Source organism: Marinobacter sp. ELB17, assembly GCF_000169375.1.
Lineage (GTDB): Bacteria > Pseudomonadota > Gammaproteobacteria > Pseudomonadales > Oleiphilaceae > Marinobacter.
Genome location: NZ_AAXY01000017.1, coordinates 64,539 through 80,158, shown reverse-complemented (window position 1 = coordinate 80,158; position 15,620 = coordinate 64,539). Strand labels below are relative to the sequence as shown.

The 15,620-nt window shown below is 55.5% G+C and carries 14 protein-coding genes and 2 pseudogenes; 12 read left to right on the top strand and 4 right to left on the bottom strand.

Annotated elements, in window-relative coordinates:
- Positions 1–193 precede the first annotated feature (193 nt).
- The 4 genes from MELB17_RS16390 to MELB17_RS26190 are packed head-to-tail and all read left to right on the top strand — an operon-like array spanning position 194 to position 3,397.
- Entirely contained in the window at positions 194–1,447 is a 1,254-nt protein-coding gene (locus MELB17_RS16390; protein ID WP_007348454.1) for a site-specific integrase, read from the top strand.
- Positions 1,426–2,391: a tyrosine-type recombinase/integrase gene (locus MELB17_RS16385; protein ID WP_227498758.1), complete on the top strand. Its 966-nt coding sequence runs from the start codon at positions 1,426–1,428 to the stop codon at positions 2,389–2,391. Before MELB17_RS16390 ends, MELB17_RS16385 begins: the two co-directional genes overlap by 22 nt.
- Complete coding sequence (locus MELB17_RS26195; RefSeq protein ID WP_007351426.1) at positions 2,388–3,023, top strand: tyrosine-type recombinase/integrase; 636 nt, start codon at positions 2,388–2,390, stop codon at positions 3,021–3,023. Before MELB17_RS16385 ends, MELB17_RS26195 begins: the two co-directional genes overlap by 4 nt.
- Positions 2,978–3,397 (top strand): tyrosine-type recombinase/integrase, encoded by a 420-nt coding sequence (locus MELB17_RS26190; protein WP_264673241.1) that lies wholly within the window; start codon positions 2,978–2,980, stop codon positions 3,395–3,397. The genes MELB17_RS26195 and MELB17_RS26190 overlap by 46 nt, the downstream gene beginning before the upstream one ends.
- Before the next feature lie 88 nt (positions 3,398–3,485).
- On the opposite strand, the pseudogene MELB17_RS16375 reads toward MELB17_RS26190, so the two are convergent.
- Positions 3,486–3,863: pseudogene (locus MELB17_RS16375) on the bottom strand (IS66 family transposase); the annotation flags it as partial.
- A 797-nt stretch (positions 3,864–4,660) separates the two neighbouring features.
- Between MELB17_RS16375 and MELB17_RS16370 the strand changes: the two are divergent.
- Genes MELB17_RS16370 through MELB17_RS25740 form a run of 4 tightly spaced genes read left to right on the top strand, consistent with a single transcriptional unit; the run spans position 4,661 to position 7,867 of the window.
- A complete protein-coding gene (locus MELB17_RS16370; protein ID WP_007351423.1) occupies positions 4,661–5,890 on the top strand; it encodes a tyrosine-type recombinase/integrase in 1,230 nt (409 codons plus the stop codon).
- Positions 5,887–6,855 carry a tyrosine-type recombinase/integrase gene (locus MELB17_RS16365; RefSeq protein WP_007351422.1) on the top strand — a complete coding sequence of 323 codons (969 nt, stop codon included), beginning with the start codon at positions 5,887–5,889 and terminating at the stop codon, positions 6,853–6,855. Before MELB17_RS16370 ends, MELB17_RS16365 begins: the two co-directional genes overlap by 4 nt.
- Positions 6,852–7,358 (top strand): tyrosine-type recombinase/integrase, encoded by a 507-nt coding sequence (locus MELB17_RS25745; RefSeq protein WP_007351421.1) that lies wholly within the window; start codon positions 6,852–6,854, stop codon positions 7,356–7,358. Before MELB17_RS16365 ends, MELB17_RS25745 begins: the two co-directional genes overlap by 4 nt.
- A 17-nt stretch (positions 7,359–7,375) precedes the next feature.
- Entirely contained in the window at positions 7,376–7,867 is a 492-nt protein-coding gene (locus tag MELB17_RS25740) for a tyrosine-type recombinase/integrase (RefSeq protein WP_007351420.1), read from the top strand.
- A gap of 95 nt (positions 7,868–7,962) precedes the next feature.
- Here MELB17_RS25740 and tnpC read toward each other — a convergent pair.
- From tnpC to tnpA, 3 genes and pseudogenes are all read right to left on the bottom strand, one after another.
- Positions 7,963–8,979, bottom strand: a pseudogene (tnpC, locus tag MELB17_RS16355) (IS66 family transposase); the annotation flags it as partial.
- A gap of 45 nt (positions 8,980–9,024) precedes the next feature.
- Positions 9,025–9,393, bottom strand: a complete 369-nt coding sequence (gene tnpB, locus MELB17_RS16350; RefSeq protein WP_007351418.1) for an IS66 family insertion sequence element accessory protein TnpB — start codon at positions 9,391–9,393, stop codon at positions 9,025–9,027.
- The gene (gene tnpA / locus MELB17_RS16345; RefSeq protein WP_007351417.1) at positions 9,393–9,713 is read right to left on the bottom strand and encodes an IS66 family insertion sequence element accessory protein TnpA; all 321 of its coding nucleotides are present in this window, start codon (positions 9,711–9,713) and stop codon (positions 9,393–9,395) included. Before tnpA ends, tnpB begins: the two co-directional genes overlap by 1 nt.
- 268 nt (positions 9,714–9,981) lie before the next feature.
- Here tnpA and MELB17_RS16340 point away from each other — a divergent pair, with 268 nt between their 5' ends.
- The 4 genes from MELB17_RS16340 (at position 9,982) to MELB17_RS16325 (ending at position 15,618) form a co-directional block, all read left to right on the top strand.
- Positions 9,982–11,235 carry an aspartate aminotransferase family protein gene (locus MELB17_RS16340; protein ID WP_007351416.1) on the top strand — a complete coding sequence of 418 codons (1,254 nt, stop codon included), beginning with the start codon at positions 9,982–9,984 and terminating at the stop codon, positions 11,233–11,235.
- Positions 11,236–11,396: 161 nt separating this feature from the next.
- Positions 11,397–12,758: a VOC family protein gene (locus MELB17_RS16335; RefSeq protein WP_007351415.1), complete on the top strand. Its 1,362-nt coding sequence runs from the start codon at positions 11,397–11,399 to the stop codon at positions 12,756–12,758.
- Positions 12,759–13,340: 582 nt separating this feature from the next.
- Positions 13,341–13,739, top strand: coding sequence for a PhzF family phenazine biosynthesis protein (locus MELB17_RS16330; RefSeq protein WP_007351414.1), 399 nt, complete (start codon positions 13,341–13,343; stop codon positions 13,737–13,739).
- 115 nt (positions 13,740–13,854) lie between these two features.
- Entirely contained in the window at positions 13,855–15,618 is a 1,764-nt protein-coding gene (locus MELB17_RS16325) for an aminotransferase class III-fold pyridoxal phosphate-dependent enzyme (protein ID WP_007351413.1), read from the top strand.
- The last annotated feature ends 2 nt before the right edge of the window (positions 15,619–15,620 follow it).

Here is a 15,620-nt window from a genome sequence, read left to right as displayed (position 1 = left end):
AAAAGCCATGCTTTTCGGTTATGCAAAGCTTCGCATAACGGTAGTTATCCTCACCCTATAATTATGCAAGGTTTGTTGGGCTATTCCGGCAAAGGCCAGTGGCGACGAAGCTTTTAGCTGTGTTGTAGCTATCGAGCTTTGCATAAAAACAGTGTTTCCTGTGGGCTCGTCCCTAACCGCAGGAGCACACACCATGCCCGCCGATAAAACCCTCACAAACCTTGTTCGCTACAACTGGCTGATTGATAGTCCGCTCGAGAGCGTCGTTTCATCCTACATTAAGGCGCTGCGAGGCCAGCGCTACGCTGATCGCACCATCAGAATCTATTTGGGCTGCCTTGCCCATTTTGGTTTCTGGCTTAAAGCTGAAGAGCTCGAGTTGACGCACGTCGATTCATCCCTTATTAAACGGTTCGTGCGCGAACACCTCCCGGCGTGCACCTGTCCCGTACCCTGCTACGATTCTGTAGGCTGCTCCGGAGCGGCGCTTCGGCATCTGCTCAAAATACTGATGCGTTCACAGCCATCGCCAACGATGGCGAAGGATCCAGTGACGATCGAGCTCACTCGGTTCGCCGAGTACTTAACGGATACTTGCGGGCTATCATCAGCCACCCGTGACAGCCGAGCTCAACACGTTGGGGCGTTCCTCTACGACGTAGGCGTTACTGATACCGTGAGCGTCTTGTCGCTGTCGGCGACCGACATAGATGCTTACTTTTCGACGCTGACGTCGCGCCTACGGCCGGCATCGCTGCGTATCGTGTGCAACAGTCTGCGTAGCTACTTTCGTTACCGTGCCGTGCGCGGTGACGAGACCGACGGGCTAGCGGCAGCGCTTCCACGAATCGCAGACTGGCGCCGGGCCACGTTGCCCAAGGTATTGTCGGACGCCGAACTAACGGCCTTTCTGGATGCCTTCGATCGCACGGACCCCGTTGGCCTGCGTGACTATGCCATCGCGCGCTGCCTGCTTGATCTGGGTTTACGCGGTCACGAAGTAACCTACCTCACGCTGGAGTCGATCGACTGGCGCAGGGCAATACTGACCATCAGCGGTACCAAAAGTAAACGCATTCAACAGCTTCCCCTGCCTGCGTCCACGGGAGAGGCGGTAGCGCAGTATCTGCGACAGGGACGCCCGCAGACGACGAGCCGCAGACTATTCGTCCGGCACCGGGCACCGCTCGACACGCCACTGAGCGTTCCGGCCATTCGCAATTCAATGAACCGCGCCTTTGTTCGTTGCGGTTTGCGCGATCAGTTCTGCAACACACACGTGCTGCGGCGAACGATGGCAACGCAGCTACAGCGCGCTGGGGTCTCAGTCAAAGAGATCGCCGACGTATTGCGTCACAAGAGTCTTGACACTGCCTACAGCTACGCCCGCGTTGACGTGGAGCAATTGCGCGCGATGGCACTGCCGTGGCCCGGGAGCCCGTCATGAGCGCCCGGTTGTCTTGGATGGCGCGGGTCGAAGCGTACCTGGCGTATCGTCGTCGTAACGGATTCGAGCTAACCATCGACGCAACGCAGCTTCAGTCATTTGCCCGTTTCGCGGATGAGGTCTCTCCTGAAGGGCATCTGACGGTGCCGCTCGCTGTCGCATGGGCACAGACTTCGCAGCTTAAGGCGTCGTTTACCTGGGCGCGCCGCATCGGGATTCTTCGCGGTTTCGCCCGCTTTTGCCAGCGCGAGGATCCGGCGACGGAGGTTCCACCGCGAAGTCTCTTTGGTTCGGCCCACCGGCGTCTCATCCCACACATCTACACAGAAGCCGAACTGTGCACACTGCTTGAAGCCACGCATGGCTTGGCGCCCACCGAGGGATTGCGTCCAGCAACTTGCCACTGTGTTTTTGGCTTGCTCGCCGCGACCGGGCTACGCATCGCCGAAGCACTGACACTAACCGCGGCTGACGTCGACATGGACAGTGGCGTTTTGCATATCCGCGAAGCGAAGTTCCATCAGCAGCGTCTCGTACCGCTGCATCCGAGCGTTACCGACTCGTTGCGCGCCTATGCACGACAGCGAGATAGGCTCGTGCCACGGCCTTGTTGTGACAAGTTCTTCCTGCGTGATGATGGCAGCGGCGTAAATCAGCCCAGCATGCTGTATGCCTTACAGAGGCTGTGTCAGCAACTGGACTGGCAAACGCGCGGTGACTATCAGCGTCACCGCCTGCATGACATCCGGCACACCTTCATCGTGAGAAGCATGCTGCGCCTCTATGAAGAGGGCGTAGATATTGATCGTGCCATTCTGGCGCTATCAACCTACGTCGGGCACGCCAAGGTGAGCGACACCTACTGGTATGTCACCGGCATTCCCGAACTGATGGCGATCGCCGCCGAACGCTTTCACCTCTATACGCAAGGAGAGGCGTCATGAACCCCTTGCTCACCGCTCCCACCGAATTCGGCGCGTTGCTCCAGCGCTTCTTCGCCGAGCGCTTGATCCAGCAACAGAACGTCAGCCCCCGAACAGTCGCTGCCTATCGCGATACCTTCAAGCTCTTGCTGAACTATGTGGGACGCGCAACGGGCAAGCCACCTGCCATGCTGGCACTGTGCGATGTCGATGCGGCCTTGGTGCTGAATTTCCTCACGCATCTCGAGACCGAACGGCACAACACCATTCGCACGCGCAATGCAAGATTGGCGGCGGTTCGTGCCTTTGCCCACTACGTCGCCTCACAAGCGCCGCCAGCTCTGCATCTTGCACAACAGATTCTCGCGATACCTATGAAACGCTTCGAACGACCCATGCTTGAGTTCCTGTCTCGCGACGAGGTTCGCGCGCTGCTTGCAGCCCCGGGTATAACGACCTGGTGCGGGCGCCGCGACACCGCCATGCTCACGGTGCTTTACAACACCGGCGCTCGGGTTTCCGAACTGATCGGCATCCGGGTGGCCGATATCACGTTGGCGGCAACCGCCTCTGTGCGCTACATGGCAAGGGCCGCAAACAACGAACCGTGCCTCTATGGAAGGAAACGGCGAAGGAAATCCGGCAGTGGCTAAAATACGCCGACTTGCATGTCGAGCAACCCCTCATTCCAAACCGCAGCGGATTGCCAATGACGCGCACCAATGTGGCCGAACGACTGAACCTGGCCGTCAGCACCGCGACAAAGATGTGTCCACAGTTAGCAGGCCGCAGGATCTCGCCGCATACCTGGCGCCATACGACGGCCATGCACCTGTTGCAGGCGGGCGTCGATCTGACCGTGATCGCGTTGTGGCTCGGTCACGAAAGCCCCGTCACCACTCACGGCTATGTCGAAGCGGACATGGGCATGAAGGAGCGGGCCCTTGCCGCCATCACCCCACCTGCGACCCAGCACAAGCGCTACCGCCCGACGGACGCACTCCTCCAGTTCCTGGAAAGTCTCTGAAATTATGCAAACCTCCGCTCGCGCTCCGCCCCTGAAAATACCGCTTGTGTTCCGACGAACCTTGCATAATTATCGGGTGCAGATAATTTCGGCCAACTGCAAATGGACGGATGGCGTTTTCGGCCAGCACGTTGCTGATCTGTAGGTCGCCCCGTTCGCAGTAACCCACCAAGGTGGGCCACTGGTTCAACGTATAATCCATCGCGGTTCGTGTCAGGGTGCCCTTTGCGACTTTGCCAGCGTTGGCCTCCAGCCAGGTCTTCAGTGTTTTCAGTCTGGGTACACTCAGTTCCTGACGAATGCGGTAACGCTCGGCCACACTCAACGCTTTGATCTTGCGTTCGATGGCGTAAAGCTTGTTGATGTGGCTCAGAGCCACATCGGCTTTGGACACGTTCGTGGGTTTGCCTTTACCTTGAGGCTTGGCCGCTTTGGTGGCTTCCACGAACTTACGTCGGGCGTGATCCTTATGCGGAGCTCCGCATAAGGATCATTATCCCAAGTCGATTTTTATGTGGAGTATAATGAGGGATCGCAGGGCTTATGGGCGCTGTACAGCTTTGTTTCTCGGGATAAAATACCTGTCAACATTCCATGGTGCAGGTCTCAGATGCAGCTCCGATTCGAGACATCCCTTTCAGGCGAAGCCTATGTGGCAACTCAAGGGTGGCGCATGGCGAGATTGCCAAGTTGCCCGCTACATCCGCAAGGTGGCTGTTCCTTTTCTCGACACGGCACATACTCCCGGGTAACGCCTACTGGTACACGGATACCTCGCTGGTACTGCCCGAAGGGCCATCGCACGTTCAGCCTTTTGCCAGATTGTCTGGCCTCTCGTCTGCCCGGCACGCTCGTGGCATTGGAACGGGTTGTTCTGCATGCCGAGTACGCCAGCAGTGTCGAAGCTGCGGCGAATACGCTGCGTCCCGATGATATCTCCTTACCCAGTGCCGCTCGATGGATCCGCCTCCGGACTTATCTGGTACGAGGCGCATTGGTCGGTGCTTTGCAGGCCGCACCGGTATTGTTTCGCGACTGCCAGCCAAGTCTCACGTCATTCCAAGGGAGACTACGGGGAACCGGTGTTTTGATGGCGCTGCGTACCACGCTCGCCGTTTATCTGCCAAGGTTACCCGCGCCCTTAGGGTTCGCCCCACGAAGCCCGCACTTAAAACGCATCCAACACAACTCTGGGGCAGACCCGCCCAGGGACTGGTATTAATGTTGTCACCGGAGCATTAAGGCAACTGCCGGAGATGAACGGTGCACAGCAAGCAAGTGGTACCCGATTTCGAGACCCAATTAGCCAAGGTTCAGGGCGTATGGCGAGACAACCGCAGCCTCAAGCGGGCTTCGATTGATCAGTATCTCTACTGGATACGCCGTTTTCACCATTACTGCATGGCTGAAGCCCTAAGTCCCAATGAGCAACTGACGCAGGTCGGCGTAACCGTCTTTGCCCAGTGGTACGCACGACAACGGCGGGTCGATACGGAGTGTGCTAGCCAGAGAGCGCAGTCTGCCTTGCGGGCCTGGGCATTTGGATTAAGCGCCTTAGGCGTTGAGGTCCCTCCGTGGCAAGCCAGGATGAACGGTACTTTTCAACCCGAGCCCCAACTAAAGGCTTTTGCCGAACATTTACGCCAACACCGCGGTAACCCGGAAGGGACCATTAAGAAGAAACTGGCCCATATACGTTATTTTTTGGCCTTTATGGGTGCCCGGCATCGGTCGTTGCAAGACCTTTTGCTAACGGATATCGATGCATTTCTGATGGCGTGCAGTAAGCGCTATGCCCGCACGACCACAGCTGACATTGGCTGTAGCCTGCGCCGCTATTTGCGCTTTCTGCTGACCACCGGACAGTTACCCAATGATCTTGCGTCATTCGTCGTAACCCCTGTTATACGCCGCTACGAGCAGCCACTGCGGGCGCTACCGTGGGCGGATGTCCTCCGCATCCTGTCAGCCATTGATCGCAAGACGCCCGTCGGGTTGCGCGACTATACGGTACTCTTGTTGATGAGCTGTTACGGCTTGGGGGCTGGCGAGGTGATCCGTCTGACGCTCGACGATATCGGTTGGCAAGCCGCCACCTTGCATGTCGTACGACCAAAGACCGGTGTTGCCTTCGCACTGCCACTGTTGCCGGCACTTGCCCGCGCATTGGTCAGCTACCTTAAGCGTGGGCGGCCCCGTCGGACACCAACACGACATTTATTCCTGTCAATGAGAGCACCCCATTACCCCTTGAGCGCGTCTTCAGCGGTACGGCATATGCTCGTTGGGTACGCCCGGACTGCTGGCGTTACGGCCGCGTACTTGGGTAGCCATGTACTGCGCCATACACATGCATGCCGGCAGATGGAGCTAGAGACCTCACCCAAGGTAATAAGCGACATTCTCGGTCATCGATCACCAGCGTCGCTTTCCGCCTATCTGCGCATTGACACCAAGCACTTACGCCAACTGCCTCTGCCGGTTCCCAAATGACGCTTATCTGCGCGGCCGAACTCGCCGAAGACATCGTCCATTTTGTCGCTTTCAAGCGTGCGATGGGGCATTCATACCAACGCAGTGAGCTTGCGCTGAAGAGCTTTCAGCGCGCTGTCGAGCATCGGGCCGGTTTACATGCCAAGGTGCCTTTCGACGCTGTATTGCATGAGTGGTTATCGCGTAACCCACATCGGCAGCCGGTCAGCGTGGGGCTGGAGTTTGGTGTCATCCGCCAACTCTGCCTGTATCGCCGCCGTCGGGATCCGGCCAGCTTTGTGCCCGAACAGGACTGGGCACCCATAAAGGCGTCGACCTTTCTACCGTATATTTTCACCCAGGACCAGATCGTCCATCTCATCACCGCAGCCAGCGCTCATGATACCCGACATCTCTGTGCCGGCATGCTGCGAATGTTGTTGCTGATACTCTATTGTACCGGCCTGCGACTTGGGGAGGCCGCCCGATTGCAGCTGTCCGATATCGATCTGGAACAGCGGTGCTTTCTTGTCCGGGAGAGCAAAGGAAGGTCCCGGATTGTACCGTTTCTTGATGATCTGGCCCACGAGTTAAACGATTGTCTGCGGCTACGCCGGCGCATTCTGGAAGCAATAGCAACCGCTGATCCCGGAGCACTTTTGCTGCGCAATAGCGGCCAAGCGCTACCGGTGAAGGCCGCGTCAGAGGCCATTCGTCGGCTGCTTCGTCGGGAAGGACTCAAGCCTGCCAGAGGTCGGACAGGACCGCGACCCTATGAGTTCCGACATGCCTTCGCCGTCCACCGGTTGACCGCCTGGTATCACGAGGGCGTTGATATCCATGCCCGGCTGCCTTGGCTCTCCGCCTATATGGGGCATGTCGACGTGCTCGGCACGCAAGTGTATCTGAGGGCTACGCCGGAACTGATGCGCTTGGCCAGTGAACGTTTCGCCCGACACTGGCACCACGTCGATAAAACGTCATGAGCAGAGCGCCCGAAGATCCGCTATTGGCTTGCGTTGAGAGCTTCTTCCGCGACTATTTACAGCGATTGCGAGGTGCCAGCGCGCACACCGTGCGCGCGTATCGAGATACCCTACGACTGCTTTTCATTTACCTCGCGGACACCAAGGACAGCACCGTTGCCAACCTGCGACTGAACGATCTGCACGTCGATGCGGTGGCCGCCTTTTTGACCCAGTTGGAATCGGATCGTGCCAACTCGATTGCGACGCGTAACTGCCGACGCGCAGCGATTCGCAGTTTCTGCAAGCATCTGATCCGCGTTGACCTTCCACATGCCGAGCAGTATCAGAGGATTTTGGCCTTGCCTGCGAAGAAGTGCCAGCAAAACCTGGCAACCTATCTGGAAGCGGCGGAGGTACATGCCATCCTTGACCAGCCTGACTGTCGTACCGTGCTCGGCCAACGGGATTATGGGTTATTGCTGTTTCTTTATAATACGGGCGCACGCATCAGCGAGGCCTGACCGTTTGTTGTGCAGACGTGCATCTGACACCACCCCGGCAGGTTCGCCTCCACGGCAAGGGCAAAAAGGATCGGCTCTGCCCGCTGTGGCGCGATACTGCTCAGGCACTTCTGCGCCTGCCTACTGTACGCGATGGCGCGCCAGGGGCATTTGTCTTTGTGAATCGACAGGGCCAGCCATTGACGCGCGACGGCGCGGCCTATCTGCTTCAAAAATATGTAGTAGCCGCGATCCCGACAGCCCCTACCTTACAGCGCCGAAAAATCACCCCGCATGTGCTTCGCCACAGTTGCGCGGTCGCACTGTTGCAGTCTGGTGTCGACGTTACCGTCATCCGCGATTATCTCGGTCACGCCAGTATCGCCACCACCAGTCGCTATCTCACCACCAACTTACAGATGAAACGAGAAGCACTCGAAGCCTTTTGGAAACGCGCCGGTATCGAACCGACAAATGCAAAGCCGTGGCAGCCAAGCGCTGACTTGCTCGCCTTCTTGGCGTCGCTGTAGAAGTTGGTAATTTTATCCCGTCAAAAGACCGCCCCACGGCCGCATGAACACTGGGATTCTCAGGCTACACTCCGGATAAAAATCGACTTGGGATAATGATCCCAACAACCAATCCGGGTGATGCCGTTATTCCGACACACCTTGCCATAACCCGAGTAGCCATCGGCTTGCAGGATGCCCTTAAAGTCGTCGAGCAGACGCACCGGCACTTTGCCCGCCCGTGATGGATCGTATTCAAACAGGACCGACGGTTGCCCTGGTGGGCCACCGCGGGTGAGCCACATCCATTTATCAGACTGCGCCGTTTTACCGTCTTCTTTTAGAACGTACATTCGGGATTCATCGGCTTGCAGGTAGTCACTGCTGTTTTGCACTTCGCGCATCAGATTGATGAGCGGTTTGAACACGTCATCCAGGCGGATAACCCAGTGTGCCATGCTGGTGCGGCTGATCTCATGGCCCAGGCGTTTGAGCATGTGTTCCAAACGATACAGAGGCAGGCCATCGGCGTATTTTGAGGTGATGATGTACGCCAGCAGCGAGGTGGTGGCCGTGCACTTGCCCAGCGGATGAACCGGGCGGGTGGCGGCCAGGATGCGCTCTTCACCATCCTGCTCGAACACGGCTTTTTCCTGCCAGTATTCCAGAACTTTAAGTTGGGCCGGGATGAACTGCAGCTCTTCTTTGACCTTGGTAAAAAAGGTCTTGCTGGCGCCCACTTTTTCTTCGTCGCTGAGGGTCAGTTCGATGCGCTCGCGCAGCAGTGTATCCGAGAAGCCACGCTGCCGACGTTTACGGGAGGCCGGCGGTGCCTCTTCCTCTGCAACATCGTCTGGTAACTGATCGCGCAGGGCATCAATCTCAACTTCCAGCTCGGCTTCGTCAAACAGATGAATCTGGTGTGCGGACTTCTCACTGCTGGCGCCGAACTGCTGAATCCGTTTCCAGCGCAGCAGTTCTTCGAGAATTTGGATGTAGTGATCGCGCTGTTGGATTTCAGCGCTCTTGGCGGCCAGTTCCTGCTGAAGACCTTCGACAGCCGACCGTAAGTCAGCGGCTGAAAGGCCGCTGACATCGGGTGTTTTTGAAGGTGCTTTAGGCTTTAATTTCATGGCTAAATTATAACAAAAACAACGCCCTAAAGCACCAAAAAAGAGTTAATTAACCGCCTCATAATTCAGTGTTTTGTGTCCTTTTAACAAGGCAATGTCGTAGCCGTCCAGCAACCAGTTGATTTGCTCGCCCGTCAGTGGCATCAGCTCATCCGAGGCCTTCGGCCATTTGAATTTCTCCTCCGCCAACGATTTGTAATAGAGCACAAAACCGTTGTCTTCCCACATCAGGCACTTGATCTTATTTCGATGCCGGTTGGTGAAGGCATAAAGCGCTCCGGTAAACGGATTATGACCCAGTTCCTGTTCGACCAAGACCGCCAGACCCTGGGCCTGCTTGCGGAAATCAACGGGTGCCCGGTACAGATAAATCTCTGGCAACGACAAAGACGGGCGTAAATATCGGTGGCGCATCACAGCTGTCTCAAAACAGCGCCGAGCAACTCGATGTTACCGGCGTGCAAACCGGTGATCGAGACACCACCAGGAAGTGACACGGTCAGGCCATCGGCTCCGCCGATGCCAGCGCCAGGAGCAGAAACGACCCGAGCGAACCCGGTGGCCGCTTGCTCTTGCTCCAGGGAGTCTTCAGTCAAAACCAGCTTCCGGCGCCAGTAAACGAATTGATGATAAACCAGTGACTGTTGCTTGCAGTAAGCGCTGCCGGACACGCCGGAGACTTCCCACTCAGTGATATGCTGCTGCCAGACCTGTGCTCGTTCGGTTGGGGTCATGCTGATTCCTCATGGAATGGGTGAGGACGTCAGTGTGTGCAATCGGCGAGCCGGAATGTAGGTGCTGATTTATTGGCGCTTACTCGCAAAGAAAGGTTTTCCTTTAGTAGGCGGTGCGGCAGCAAATGCAGGGCTACGACTTTACACCACATGTTTTATTTTATACATTCCTGCGTGGCATGCATTTAGCATTTTTTTTCGTTTGTGATCTGCCGTAGGAACCTGTCTGATAGCGGAAAATCTGGCAATTTCAGGAGCGTTTACAGCGATGGAGTTTTCCCACGTCAGCAGTGCCTTAGGTATCCTACATCCAGTTTGTATTGCTAAAGGACGTAATGCAGAAGTATGGGATGAGGCGGGACAGCGCTATATCGATTTTATTGGCGGTATTGGTGTTCTCAATCTGGGTCACTGCCATCCAGCGATTGTCGAGGCCGTCAAGACTCAGGTCGACACCCTAATGCATTCGGCTTTTAATGCGCTGCCTCATCGTACCTACCTCTCTGTCGTAGATCGACTCAACCAGTTTGTTCCTGTTTCCTATCCTCTTTCATGCATGCTGACGAATAGTGGTGCAGAAGCTACAGAGAATGCACTGAAGGTCGCCCGTGGAGTCACTGGCCGCCAAGCCGTTATTGCGTTTGACGATGCTTTTCATGGGCGCACATTGGCAGCACTTAATTTAAACGGCAAAGTTAAGCCATACAAAGCAGGACTGGGAGCCTTGCCGGGTCCGGTTTATCACATACCGTTTCCTAGTCGAGATAGTGGAATATCTGCAGAACAGTCGCTTGCTGCATTAGACCGTATATTTGAGGTGGAAATTGCGCCAAGTGAGGTGGCTTGTATCATCTTTGAGCCAATCCAGGGAGAAGGCGGCTTTCGTTTGCTTTGCCCTGAATTTGCCAAAACCCTGCGCGCAATTTGCAATAAGCACGGAATTTTATTGATTTGTGATGAAATTCAGTCAGGTTTTGGGCGAACTGGTAAGCGTTTTGGTTTCAGCCATCTCGGTATTGAGCCCGACCTGATGCTTCTAGGAAAAAGTATTGCCTGTGGCCTGCCGCTCGCTGCATTAGTAGGCCGTAAAGAGTTTATGGATGCCTTGCCAAAAGGAGCCTTGGGAGGTACCTATTCAGGTAATGCTGTGGCCTGTGCAGCGGCATTAGCAGTGATGGATATAATGCAAGAAGATGCGCTAACGGCATGGGCAACTGAACAAGAGGAGGCAATTGTTCATTCGTACCAGGCGTGGAAAGAATGTGGGCACTTTCCAATGATAGGAGCTCTGACAGGTATTGGCGCTATGCGCGGCATTGTCTTTGAAGATACCGAAAACGCGACAGGCGCAGAGCACTTAGCCAATCTATTGGTAGCAGCTCGCAATGCAGGCGTTTTATTAATTGCAAGTGGCCGAAAACGTAATGTCTTACGCTTGCTGCCACCCTTGACTACGGAGCCAGAGGTGATGGCTGAAGGACTTGACATGATAAAGCAAGCGCTGGGTACGCTGCAGGTATGATCGCATCGGTCAGCGAGGTGTTAAAGCTGCGTTTGATCCCCATAACCAACTCAACCCCGGCAAGATCGCGACACCACTTCCATTCCCATTTGAAGCCGCGGGCTACTGCTGTCGCAGGCATCTCACCTTCATCCCAACAATATGCAATAGAGAGCCATGAAATGCCCGCAAAGACACTTCTTTCAACCGATGATGTTCGCGACCGTTTCTCCAAGGCTATGTCGGCCATGTATCAAACAGAAGTACCTCAGTACGGCACGCTGCTTGAGCTTGTAGAATGCGTAAACCAGGAAACGCTTACCCAGCAACCTGAGCTTCACCGCCGTTTGGAAGCGCTGGGCGAACTGGCACGCATTAGCGTAGAGCGCCACGGAGCAATTCGTGTGGGGACTGCGGACGAATTATTTATGCTACGGCGCTTATTTGCCGTTATGGGAATGTATCCGGTTGGTTATTACGACCTTTCTGAAGCGGGTGTACCGGTTCACTCAACCGCTTTTAGACCCATCAAAGATGATGCGCTATCAAAAAATCCGTTCCGTATTTTTACCTCGTTGCTACGTTTAGAGTTAATTGAAAATGAGGCGCTTCGCCAGCGTGCAGAAGCCATTTTAGCGACGCGCGATATTTTTACACCCAAAGTACGAAAGCTGATCGAGTGCCATGAGTCGCAGGGCGGGCTGTCCAGCGAGGAAACGGACCAATTTGTAAAGGAAGCCCTGGAAACATTCCGTTGGCACCAAGAAGCCACTGTAGATTTGGATACATATCATGCGCTACATAACGAACATCGTTTGATTGCCGATGTGGTCTGCTTCCGTGGGCCGCACATCAATCACCTCACTCCGCGCACGTTAGATATCGATGAGGTTCAGCGCCGCATGCCTGGCGTGGGCATGAATCCCAAAGCAGTGATTGAAGGATCACCATGGCGTGAATGCCCTATTCTGTTGCGCCAAACGAGCTTTAAGGCGTTAGAGGAGTCGATTCGCTTTGCCGGTGATGCGCAGGGTACTCACGCCGCTCGCTTTGGTGAAATTGAACAACGCGGGATGGCGCTTACTCCAAAAGGCCGTGCGCTTTATGATCAGCTTCTTAATGAAGGCCGCAAACAAGCAACAGGGCTGGATAACGATGCGCACCAAACGGTCATGAACAGCGTATTTGCCGCGTTTCCCGATAGTGATGAGGCAATGCGTCGTGAGGGGTTGGCCTATTTCCACTATCATCTGACCGAGATTGGTCAAACCGCTAAAGGTAGCGCCGACAAAGAGATGGAAGACTTGATCGCCCAAGAACTGGTTGAAGCGCAGCCGATTACTTATGAAGACTTTCTGCCGGTAAGCGCGGCGGGCATTTTTCAGTCAAACCTCGGGGGAAAGGAGAATGAGGCCTATGCAGGTAGCGCCAATCGCGGTGCCTTTGAAGACTCTCTGGGTGTGCGGATAACAGATGAGTTGTCCCTTTACGCCGAGCGTGAAAGCGCTTCTAAAGCCAAGGTATTGGCAAGTTTACAAGGCTAAGAGTTTGGTTAAAGGGCAGTCTTACGCTCCAAGCGCAACACTATTATAGAGACTGAGCCTTCGGAACAGTTTTCTGCGGCACGTAGCGGTGGTTTTCAACCCTGTTGTCAAAATGACTGCGTTTAAGCAGCCAGTTTATTGCGCTCGATTTATTACAATTTGCCAGAGTGGAGCTATACCGGCGCTGGATCAGCGTAAGCGCCAATAAATCAGCACCTACATTCCCGTTCACCGATTGCACCCAAAGATCGGCTGGTCTTTTTTGGCACCATCCTTGATGAAAATTTTGATTCAGTGTCTCTGGCCGAAAATGCCGGCAGGCTAGATCTATTGATGCTGACCTGAGCGATCGCTAGTCGTGCGCTTTTTTTGTCGTCTGCAGACTGCCACACACGGAAAATCCTCATTGCCTGTGTTATCCGGGCCGGTTTTATGGGCCCTCCTGTACTCATCCCAAAGTTTCCGCTTTTCGCTGTCAGACAAACTGGCCGTCACGTCTTTATCGGCGATGGATTGTTACCTACCCCGTCAAATAGTGTTTTCATGGGGTAAGCAACATCGAGCTTGAAATAACCGTAGTAAATGCTTTTACAGATTCAAATGGACTTCCCGAACACCAAGCCTGAAAAAGTCGACACTGTCCCTGACAGCCTGATGTCCGGCCTTTCCATTCCGCCAGCGGAAGTGTTTCGCAACTCGCAGGCGTACTTTGTGATCTACAGATCCGAGTCAGACGTTTTGTCTGTGCTTCGTAACAACGAGTCTCTGGCTCAGCTTAAACCCCTTGATATTGTTGTAACCTGCCAGTCTGAAAGACAAGATTATGACTTCATATCACGGTATTTTTGGCCCGCAAATGGCGGGGATGAAGACCCGGTAACCGGCTCCATTCACACGGGCTTGGCGCCATTCTGGGCAGAGCGTTTGGGTAAAACCGATTTAGTGGCGTATCAGGCCTCAAAAGGTCGCATTACCGTTTAGCGCGGTCGATATTTTGCGGGGTGTCTTCAGCCCTGTCATCTAACTGTCGAAAAACTGACACAAAGCTTTCACCTTGCCCTGCTAGTTTTAGCGTAATCCAGCAGGAATAGAGTGTATGACGTCTACCTTTGTTTTTTACGCCGTCGCAGCCATGGCCAGCCCTTACCTTATTTACAGGCTTGCGGCCAGGCTTCAACTTTCACGGGCGAAACATCCCTCGCTCCGGGGGCACAGTAACCTGTCCCGGCGCATTGCCCGCCTGATTCCGTTCTTCAGCTACAGCGATCACGGCTTTTTCGCCAGTGACGGTGCGCCGCCAGCGGTGCAACAACACCGCCGCCAGGCAATCCGGGGGCTTCAGGCCAATGCCGAGCGGCAGTGCGCTGAAACCCTGGCGCACTGCCGCGCCATTCAGAACAGCGTTTCGGATGTGCGTTTTACCAGCCGCTACCGGGTGCCCTTTCCCTACAGCCGGCAACTGCCAGACTGCTTCCTGCTCGGCTCCATGGCCGATGAAACCCGGGGCTCCCAGGTTCGGGATCTGGACGGCAACTGGCGCTATGACCTGTCTGGCTCTTACGGCGTCAACGTTTTCGGCTACGACTTCTACAAACAGTGCATGGATGAGGGTATCGCACAAACCAAAGCCCTCGGGCCGGTGCTGGGCACGTATCACCCACTGATTGCTGAAAACGTGAATATCATCCGCCAGATATCCGGGCTAGACGAGGTGTCGTTTCACATGTCCGGCACTGAAGCCGTCATGCAGGCGGTACGGCTGGCGCGCTACCACACCGGCAAGACCCATCTTGTGCGTTTCTGCGGCGCCTACCACGGCTGGTGGGATGGCGTTCAGCCGGGCATTGGTAACACCCGCAAAACCCGGGATGTTTACACTCTGGCAGACCTGAGCGAACAGACCCTGCACGTACTGCGCACCCGCAGCGACATCGCCTGTGTGCTGATAAACCCCCTGCAGGCTTTCCACCCCAACAGTGACGCCCCCTCTGACACCGCGCTTATTGCCAGCGACCGCAGCAACGGTTTCGACAAACAGCGCTATAGCGAATGGCTAACCCGAATTCGGGATGTGTGCACTGAACGCGGCATTGTGCTGATTTTTGACGAGGTTTTTACCGGCTTCCGGCTGGCCTATCGCGGCGCCCAGGAATTCTACGGCGTGCAGGCGGACCTGGTGACGTACGGCAAAACCTTGGGCGGCGGCCTGCCGGTCGGTGTGCTGGCCGGGACTCAGAAGCTGATGCAGCGCTTCAAAGACAACCAGCCGGTCAACGTCTCCTTTGCCCGTGGCACTTTTAACTCCCACCCCTATGTGATGGGTGCGATGAATGTGTTCCTGAACCGTATCGGGCAGTCCGATATCCAGCAGCAATACCTCGAATCCGAAAGCCTGTGGAACACCCGGGTGGCCCGCTTCAATCAGCGGCTTGAAAGCGAGGGACTGCCTCTGCGAATCACCAACATTCATTCAATTCTATCGGTGCTTTATACCCTGCCCGGCCGCTACAACTGGATGTTCCAGTTCTACCTCCGACAGGCTGGCCTTGAGCTGAGTTGGACCGGCACCGGACGGCTGATCATGACTTACCGCTTTACCGATGACGACTTCAACCAGGTGATCGAGCGGTTTGTCAGCGCCGCCCATCAAATGCAGGCAGACGGCTGGTGGTGGCAAAGCCCGGAGCTGACCAATAAGGCGATCAAGCGACAGTTTCTGGTTGACATGCTGACAGCCCGATTCCCGTTTCTTGCAGGCAGGCTGTCTGGCCCGCTGGCAACATTTCGTGAAAAGTCGGGTGAAAAGCCCGGTTCCGGCCCGGTGACGAACCAGGACCAATACTCCAGAAAGGTGGGTTGAGT

Coding starts and splice junctions, on each gene's coding strand:
- MELB17_RS16390 (WP_007348454.1), top strand. CDS start 194: ATGCCCGCCGATAAAACCCTCACAAACCTTGTTCGCTACAACTGGCTG.
- MELB17_RS26195 (WP_007351426.1), top strand. CDS start 2,388: ATGAACCCCTTGCTCACCGCTCCCACCGAATTCGGCGCGTTGCTCCAG.
- MELB17_RS16365 (WP_007351422.1), top strand. CDS start 5,887: ATGACGCTTATCTGCGCGGCCGAACTCGCCGAAGACATCGTCCATTTT.
- MELB17_RS25745 (WP_007351421.1), top strand. CDS start 6,852: ATGAGCAGAGCGCCCGAAGATCCGCTATTGGCTTGCGTTGAGAGCTTC.
- tnpB (WP_007351418.1), bottom strand. CDS start 9,393: ATGCGCCACCGATATTTACGCCCGTCTTTGTCGTTGCCAGAGATTTAT.
- tnpA (WP_007351417.1), bottom strand. CDS start 9,713: ATGACCCCAACCGAACGAGCACAGGTCTGGCAGCAGCATATCACTGAG.
- MELB17_RS16340 (WP_007351416.1), top strand. CDS start 9,982: ATGGAGTTTTCCCACGTCAGCAGTGCCTTAGGTATCCTACATCCAGTT.
- MELB17_RS16335 (WP_007351415.1), top strand. CDS start 11,397: ATGCCCGCAAAGACACTTCTTTCAACCGATGATGTTCGCGACCGTTTC.
- MELB17_RS16330 (WP_007351414.1), top strand. CDS start 13,341: ATGCTTTTACAGATTCAAATGGACTTCCCGAACACCAAGCCTGAAAAA.
- MELB17_RS16325 (WP_007351413.1), top strand. CDS start 13,855: ATGACGTCTACCTTTGTTTTTTACGCCGTCGCAGCCATGGCCAGCCCT.